At 59.3% G+C, this 7346-nt stretch carries 9 protein-coding genes and 1 pseudogene; 5 read left to right on the top strand and 5 right to left on the bottom strand.

Features of this window, described 5'->3' with window-relative positions:
• Positions 1 to 98: 98 nt before the first annotated feature.
• From rpmG (B7L09_RS18095) to rpmB (B7L09_RS18080), 4 genes are all read right to left on the bottom strand, one after another.
• The gene (gene rpmG / locus B7L09_RS18095) at positions 99 to 254 is read right to left on the bottom strand and encodes a 50S ribosomal protein L33 (protein WP_094469988.1); all 156 of its coding nucleotides are present in this window, start codon (positions 252 to 254) and stop codon (positions 99 to 101) included.
• Positions 255 to 265: 11 nt separating this feature from the next.
• A complete protein-coding gene (gene rpmB / locus B7L09_RS18090; protein ID WP_438269332.1) occupies positions 266 to 532 on the bottom strand; it encodes a 50S ribosomal protein L28 in 267 nt (88 codons plus the stop codon).
• 31 nt (positions 533 to 563) lie between these two features.
• Complete coding sequence (rpmG, locus tag B7L09_RS18085; RefSeq protein WP_003176906.1) at positions 564 to 719, bottom strand: 50S ribosomal protein L33; 156 nt, start codon at positions 717 to 719, stop codon at positions 564 to 566.
• A gap of 11 nt (positions 720 to 730) precedes the next feature.
• Positions 731 to 964, bottom strand: coding sequence for a 50S ribosomal protein L28 (gene rpmB, locus B7L09_RS18080; RefSeq protein ID WP_003176907.1), 234 nt, complete (start codon positions 962 to 964; stop codon positions 731 to 733).
• Positions 965 to 1409: 445 nt separating this feature from the next.
• Between rpmB (B7L09_RS18080) and B7L09_RS18075 the strand changes: the two genes are divergently transcribed.
• Positions 1410 to 2996, top strand: coding sequence for an ABC transporter substrate-binding protein (locus tag B7L09_RS18075; RefSeq protein WP_094469986.1), 1587 nt, complete (start codon positions 1410 to 1412; stop codon positions 2994 to 2996).
• A gap of 100 nt (positions 2997 to 3096) precedes the next feature.
• On the opposite strand, the gene radC is transcribed toward B7L09_RS18075, so the two are convergent.
• Entirely contained in the window at positions 3097 to 3825 is a 729-nt protein-coding gene (gene radC / locus B7L09_RS18070; protein ID WP_255142173.1) for a RadC family protein, read from the bottom strand.
• Between the two features lie 137 nt (positions 3826 to 3962).
• Here radC and coaBC point away from each other — a divergent pair, with 137 nt between their 5' ends.
• From coaBC to B7L09_RS18050, 4 genes and pseudogenes are all read left to right on the top strand, one after another.
• Positions 3963 to 5171 carry a bifunctional phosphopantothenoylcysteine decarboxylase/phosphopantothenate--cysteine ligase CoaBC gene (coaBC, locus tag B7L09_RS18065; protein WP_094469985.1) on the top strand — a complete coding sequence of 403 codons (1209 nt, stop codon included), beginning with the start codon at positions 3963 to 3965 and terminating at the stop codon, positions 5169 to 5171.
• A 5-nt stretch (positions 5172 to 5176) separates the two neighbouring features.
• On the top strand, positions 5177 to 5632 hold the full coding sequence (dut, locus tag B7L09_RS18060) for a dUTP diphosphatase (RefSeq protein ID WP_094469984.1): 456 nt from the start codon (positions 5177 to 5179) through the stop codon (positions 5630 to 5632).
• A gap of 111 nt (positions 5633 to 5743) precedes the next feature.
• Positions 5744 to 5941: a hypothetical protein gene (locus tag B7L09_RS18055; protein ID WP_094469983.1), complete on the top strand. Its 198-nt coding sequence runs from the start codon at positions 5744 to 5746 to the stop codon at positions 5939 to 5941.
• A pseudogene (locus B7L09_RS18050) lies at positions 5935 to 7338 on the top strand (phosphomannomutase/phosphoglucomutase); the annotation flags it as partial. The gene B7L09_RS18055 and the pseudogene B7L09_RS18050, both read left to right, overlap by 7 nt.
• Between the last annotated feature and the right edge of the window lie 8 nt (positions 7339 to 7346).

Here is a 7346-nt window from a genome sequence, read left to right as displayed (position 1 = left end):
GCTCGCGATGAGGCCCTGACAGGCAACGCATATCCGCAGGCAACAAAAAAGGCCCGTATCTCGCGATACGGGCCTTTTTCGTAAGGAGGAAAAATCAATTACTTGATTTTGCCTTCTTTGTAGATCACGTGCTTGCGAACAACCGGATCAAATTTCTTGATTTCGAGCTTGTCCGGGGTAGTACGCTTGTTCTTGTCGGTAGTGTAGAAGTGACCAGTACCGGCGCTAGAGATCANNCGAATCAATTCACGCATGATAAGCTNCCTTAGATCTTGCCAGCGGCGCGGATTTCGGCCAGCACGACAGTGATGCCACGCTTGTCGATGATACGCATGCCTTTGGCAGATACACGCAGGCGAACAAAACGTTTCTCTTCTTCAACCCAGAAGCGGTGATGCTGCAGGTTCGGCAGGAAACGACGACGGGTTTTGTTATTTGCGTGGGAAATGTTATTCCCAGTCACCGGACCCTTACCGGTAACTTGACANACNATCAAGAAATCACAGGCAAAAAAAAGCCCGCATCGTGAGATACGGGCTTTTTTTCACAAGGAAGAAAATCAATTACTTGATTTTGCCTTCTTTGTAGATCACGTGCTTGCGAACGCGCGGGTCGAACATTTTCTTTTCGAGCTTGTCCGGGGTAGTACGCTTGTTCTTGTCGGTAGTGTAGAAGTGACCAGTACCGGCGCTAGAGATCATTCGAATCAATTCACGCATGATAAAGCTCCTTAGATCTTGCCAGCGGCGCGGATTTCGGCCAGCACGACAGTGATGCCACGCTTGTCGATGATACGCATGCCTTTGGCAGATACACGCAGGCGAACAAAACGTTTCTCTTCTTCAACCCAGAAGCGGTGATGCTGCAGGTTCGGCAGGAAACGACGACGGGTTTTGTTATTTGCGTGGGAAATGTTATTCCCAGTCACCGGACCCTTACCGGTAACTTGACAGACTCTCGACATGCCTCAGCCCTCTAAAACCACATGCCCAACCCGGCATGGGTTGGCCGCTTAATCTCTCAGTCATTTGGCGCCAGGCGCCGCGTTTCTTTAGGGTCTTACCGGCTACACCTACTAGCGAAGGAACCGGGCCCCTAGAAAAGAGCGCTGCTTTATACCAGAAAGACTGGAGAGCAACAACATTCCGTGTGCGCGGACTTGATAAATTCCCCATTTTTCGGGCGCCGAGCGCCTTGGATAAAGGCTGTGGTCGATGAAGACCGCTCGTCGCAGAGAATCGGCCAACCGACCGATTTCGGGTTTTCCTCGGCCCGCATCACCGAAAACAAGCGCACATAGTCCCCTTAAAATGAAAAAGGGGATAGTCATTTGCAAAAGAGCCCACTAGGGTAAGCCTTTTCCAGACTGCACTTGCAGATGGGCCTTCGATCTGNAAAGGAAACCGAATATGCGCCTCGCTGCCCTACCGCTATTGCTNGCCCCGCTCCTGCTGAGCCCGCTGGCCCATGCCGCCGCCCTGAGCGTCTGCACCGAGGCCAGCCCGGAAGGGTTCGACGTGGTGCAATACAACTCGCTGACCACCACCAACGCGTCGGCCGATGTGCTGATGAATCGGCTGGTTGACTTCGACACCGCCAGCGGCAAAGTGGTCGCGAGCCTCGCAGACAGCTGGGAAGTGTCGCCGGATGGCCTGACCTACGTGTTCAAGCTGCACCCGCAGGTGAAATTCCATCGCACTGAGTATTTCAGCCCAACGCGTGAACTGACCGCCGAAGACGTGAAATTCAGCTTCGACCGTATGCTTGACCCCGCCAACCCGTGGCACAAGATCGCCCAGAGCGGCTTCCCGCATGCGCAGTCTCTGCAACTGCCGACGCTGGTCAAGAAGATCGACGCCCTCGACCCGCTGACCGTGCGTTTCACTCTCGATTACCCGGACTCGACCTTCCTCGCGACCCTGAGCATGGGCTTCGCCTCGATCTATTCAGCCGAATACGCCGACAAGCTGTTGAAGGCCGGCACGCCCGAGAAGCTCAACAGCCAGCCGATCGGCAGCGGCCCTTTCGTGTTTACGCGTTTCCAGAAAGATGCCTCGATTCGCTACAAGGCCAACCCTGACTACTTCCGTGGCAAGCCGTCGGTGGACCCACTGATCTTCGCGATCACGCCGGATGCCAACGTGCGCTTGCAGAAATTGCGTCGCAACGAGTGCCAGATCGCCCTGTCACCCAAGCCTCTGGACGTACAGGCCGCGCTGAAAGAACCGACCCTGAAAGTGGAAAAGACTGACGCCTTCATGACCGCGTTCGTCGGCATCAACAGCCAGCATCCACCACTGGACAAACCTGAAGTGCGCCAGGCGATCAACCTCGCGTTCGACAAGGCCACCTACGTCAAAGCCGTGTTCGAAGACACCGCCGAGCCCGCCAACGGCCCGTACCCGCCCAACACCTGGAGCTACGCCAAAGGCCTGCCGGGTTATCCGCATGATGTCGAAAAGGCCAAGGCACTCATGGCCAAGGCCGGACTCAAGGACGGTTTCCAGACCACCATCTGGACCCGACCTTCCGGCAGCCTGCTGAACCCGAACCCAAGCCTCAGCGCTCAAATGCTGCAATCGGACCTCGCAGAAATCGGCATTCAGGCCGAGATTCGGGTGATCGAATGGGGCGAGCTGATTCGCCGCGCCAAAGCCGGTGAGCATGACCTGCTGTTCATGGGTTGGGCCGGCGATAACGGCGACCCGGATAACTTCCTGACCCCGCAATTCTCCTGCGCGGCAGTGAAATCCGGCACCAACTTCGCCCGCTACTGCGACCCAACCCTGGACAAACTGATCAGCGCCGGCAAGACCACCAGCGAGCAAGGTGTGCGCAGCAAGCTGTATCAACAGGCCCAGGCGCAGATCCAGCAGCAGGCGTTGTGGCTGCCGCTGGCGCATCCGACGGCGTTCGCGCTGACGCGCAAGGACGTCGAGGGTTATCAAGTCAGCCCATTCGGCCGCCAGGACTACTCGAAGGTCAACTTGAAGTAACCGNACCTCTCAAGGGAAACGCGATCCATTGTGGCGAGGGGGCTTGCTCCGGGCGACGTTCCGACGCTGGGCTGCGAAGCGGCCCCCAATATTGCGAGCGCTACGCACTCAAGCGGGAGCAAGCTCCCTCGCCACAGGTGATCGGCGTCAGGGTCAGCGCAGGNCCATACTCAGCCATCGACAAAGGATCGCCGTCACCGATGATGAAATGGTCGAGCACCCGCACATCAACCAGCTCCAGCGCCTCTTGCAGGCGCTTGGTCAGCAGCCGATCGGCTTGACTGGGATCGGGATTGCCCGACGGATGGTTATGGCAGAGGATCAACGCGGCGGCGTTGTGCGCCAATGCGCGCTTGACCACCTGTCGCGGGTACACACTGGTGTTGTCGATGGAGCCACGAAACAACACTTCAAACGCCAGCACCCGGTGTTTGGAATCCAGAAACAGGCAACCGAAGACCTCATGCGGCTCGTGACGCAGCATCGACTTGAGGTAGTCACGCACCGCCAAAGGACTCTCCATCACCGAATCACGCCGCAACCGTTCTGCCAGATGTCGGCGGGCCATTTCCAGCACCGCCTGCAACTGCGCGAACTTTGCCGGTCCAAGTCCGAGCTCGCCGCTGAAGGTCCGAAGGTCGGCCTCAAGCAACGTGCGCAGGCTTCCAAACTGCTGCAACAAGTGTCGCGCCAAATCCACCGCGCTTTTGCCGGTTACGCCGGTTCGTAGAAAGATGGCCAGCAACTCGGCGTCCGAAAGGCTTGCCGATCCCTGCTCCAGTAACTTCTCCCGCGGCCGCTCCGCCGCCGGCCAATCGCGAATGCTCATAGCACCTCCATGTCTGTGGGCGCGCCGCTGTTCCATAGCGGTCGCTGTGATATCGTAGCCCATCTTTTTTGCGAGCGATTTCACTCCTGGGGAGGGGGTATCGCCACGCAGTCATCAACGAAATGAAAGGCAGACCTATGCAGCGGCTGTATCGGAAACGCATCGTTCTCGGCGTCGGCGGCGGCATTGCCGCCTACAAGAGCGCAGAGCTGGTTCGCAGGCTCCTGGACCAAGGCGCCGAAGTGCGCGTGGTCATGACACGCGGTGGCAGTGAGTTCATCACCCCACTGACCATGCAAGCCCTGTCCGGCCACCCGGTTCACCTGGACCTGCTGGACCCGGCGGCTGAAGCTGCCATGGGGCACATCGAGCTGGCCAAGTGGGCCGATATGGTGCTGATCGCCCCCGCTACGGCGGACCTGATCGCCCGACTGGCACAAGGTATTGCCGACGATCTGCTGACTACGCTGGTGCTGGCCACCGATGCCGTGGTCGCCATCGCTCCGGCCATGAACCAGGCCATGTGGCGCGACCCGGCCACCCAGGCCAACACCCAGCTCCTGCAAAGCCGTGGCCTCAAAGTGTTCGGCCCGGCCTCCGGGAGCCAGGCCTGCGGTGACGTCGGCCTGGGCCGCATGCTCGAAGCCGTCGAGCTCGCCCAATGCGCGGCGGACTGCTTCAAGCGCCAGGCACTCACCGGCAAACATGTACTGATCACCGCTGGCCCGACCCAGGAAAACATCGACCCGGTGCGTTACATCACCAACCACAGCTCCGGCAAAATGGGCTTTGCCCTGGCCGAAGCCGCGGTAGAAGCCGGCGCCCGAGTCACGCTGATTACCGGCCCGGTGCACCTGCCGACCCCGGATCGCGTCACGCGCATCGACGTGGTCAGCGCTCGCGACATGCTGGCGGCCTGTGAAGCAGCCATTCCCTGCGACCTGTTTATCGCCTCGGCAGCGGTTGCAGACTACCGCCCGGAAGTCGTCGCCCCGCAAAAGCTTAAGAAAGACCCTACAAGCGGCGACGGCCTGCTCCTGCAAATGGTGCGCAACCCGGACATTCTGGCGACCATCGCCACCCGCCCGGACCGGCCGTTCAGTGTCGGTTTCGCCGCTGAAACCGAACACCTGCTCGACTACGCTGCCCGCAAGTTGAAAGACAAGAACCTCGATTTGATCGTCGCCAACGACGTCGCCAACCCGAGCATTGGCTTCAACAGCGAAGAAAACGCCTGCAGCGTGATCGACCGCGAGTTGCACGCCACCGTTTTCGCCCAGACCAGCAAAGGCAAGATTGCCCGCCAACTGATCTCATTTATCGCCCAACGGCTGAACCAGGTTTAATTTACATGCACGCTTTGCAAGCCAAGATCCTCGACCCACGCATCGGNACCGAATTCCCGCTGCCGCAATACGCCACGCCAGGCTCCGCCGGCCTCGACCTGCGCGCGATGCTGGAAAAAGACACCGTCATCAAGCCGGGTGAAACCGTGCTGATCCCGACCGGCCTGTCGATCTACGTCGGCGACCCTGGCCTGGCGGCGTTGATCCTGCCGCGCTCCGGCCTGGGCCACAAACACGGCATCGTGCTGGGCAACCTTGTGGGCCTGATCGACTCGGATTACCAGGGCGAACTGATGGTGTCGTGCTGGAACCGTGGCAACACCTCGTTCAACATGGTGGTCGGTGAGCGCCTGGCGCAGCTGGTTCTGGTGCCGGTGGTTCAAGCGCACTTCGAGATGGTCGAAGAGTTCGTTGAAACCGAGCGCGGTGCTGGCGGTTTTGGGCATTCCGGCAGCCACTGATCCAAAAGAGTTAAGGAATTCATTGTGGGAGCGCGCTTGCTCGCGATGACGGTTGCACATTCGACAACGGAGTCGCGAGCAAGCTCGCTCCCACAGGTTTCGCACTGAAAATTGCACGAACGTCATCTGCAAGGTTTAACACTGGAAATCAAGGCATTGGCCGTCCAGATGCTCAGTGAAACCGGTGTCATGGCCTTTTCGTACCACGAACTCTCAGTGGAAAACGCCGTCATACCCTTCAGTTTGCGCCTGCTGACGAGTTCTTCGCAGACAGGTCCAGCCACCTTCGAGATGGAGCATTTCCAGTAATGAGCAGCCCAGCCACAGTCGCACCCAAGTTCCCGGACAGCATCTTCCGCGCCTACGACATTCGCGGCACCGTCCCGGAACTCCTGAACGCTGAGACCGCTTATTGGCTCGGCCGCGCCATCGGTGCCCAAAGCCTGGCCCAGGGCGAGCCCAATGTTTCGGTAGGCCGTGACGGCCGCTTGTCCGGCCCGGAGCTGGTGGAACAGCTGATCCAGGGCCTGGCCGACAGCGGCTGCCACGTCAGCGACGTCGGCCTGGTGCCAACGCCTGCGCTGTACTACGCCGCCAACGTACTGGCCGGCAAATCCGGGGTGATGCTCACCGGCAGCCATAACCCGTCGGACTACAACGGCTTCAAGATCGTCATCGCCGGCGACACCCTGGCCAACGAACAGATCCAGGCCCTGCACAACCGCCTGAAGAACAACGACCTGACCAGCGGTAAAGGCAGCGTCACCCAGGTCGAGATCCTCGACCGCTACAACACCGAAATCGTCCAGGACATCAAACTGGCTCGCCGCCTCAAAGTCGTGGTCGACTGTGGCAACGGCGCAGCCGGCGTGATCGCCCCGCAGCTGCTCGAAGCCCTGAACTGCGAAATCATCCCGCTGTTCTGCGACGTTGACGGCAACTTCCCCAACCACCACCCGGACCCGGGCAAACCTGAAAACCTGGTGGACCTGATCGCCAAGGTCAAGGAAACCGGTGCCGACGTAGGCCTGGCCTTCGACGGTGACGGCGATCGCGTCGGGGTGGTGACCAACACCGGCGAGAACGTCTTCGCAGACCGCCTGCTGATGCTGTTCGCCCGTGACGTGGTGGCGCGCAATCCGAATGCCGAAATCATCTTCGACGTGAAATGCACCCGCCGCCTCACCCCGCTGATCAAGAAATACGGGGGCCGCCCACTAATGTGGAAGACCGGTCACTCGTTGATCAAAAAGAAAATGAAGGAAACCGGTGCGCTATTGGCCGGCGAAATGAGCGGCCACGTGTTCTTCAAGGAGCGCTGGTTCGGGTTTGACGACGGCATTTACAGCGCCGCCCGTCTGCTGGAGATCCTCAGCAAGGAAAAATCCACGGCGCAGGAGCTGTTTCAGACCTTCCCGAATGATATTTCTACGCCAGAGATCAATATCCATGTGACCGAGGAGAGCAAATTCAGCATCATTGACGCACTGCACGATGCGCAATGGGGTGAAGGCGCCAACCTGACCACCATTGATGGTGTGCGAGTCGATTACGCCAAAGGCTGGGGCCTGGTTCGCGCGTCCAACACCACACCGGTGCTGGTCCTGCGCTTCGAGGCGGATACCGAGGCTGAGTTGCAGCGCATCAAGGACGTGTTCCACGCCCAGTTGAAACGTGTTGCCCCTGATCTCCAATTACCGTTCTGATNTTCTGA

The organism is Pseudomonas mandelii, from assembly GCF_002251635.1.
In the GTDB taxonomy this organism is placed as follows: domain Bacteria; phylum Pseudomonadota; class Gammaproteobacteria; order Pseudomonadales; family Pseudomonadaceae; genus Aquipseudomonas; species Aquipseudomonas mandelii_B.
Note: the sequence above shows the minus strand (reverse complement) of the source record. Positions and strands in the feature narration are given on the sequence as shown.

Coding starts and splice junctions, on each gene's coding strand:
- rpmB (WP_003176907.1), bottom strand. CDS start 964: ATGTCGAGAGTCTGTCAAGTTACCGGTAAGGGTCCGGTGACTGGGAAT.
- coaBC (WP_094469985.1), top strand. CDS start 3,963: ATGCAGCGGCTGTATCGGAAACGCATCGTTCTCGGCGTCGGCGGCGGC.
- rpmG (WP_003176906.1), bottom strand. CDS start 719: ATGCGTGAATTGATTCGAATGATCTCTAGCGCCGGTACTGGTCACTTC.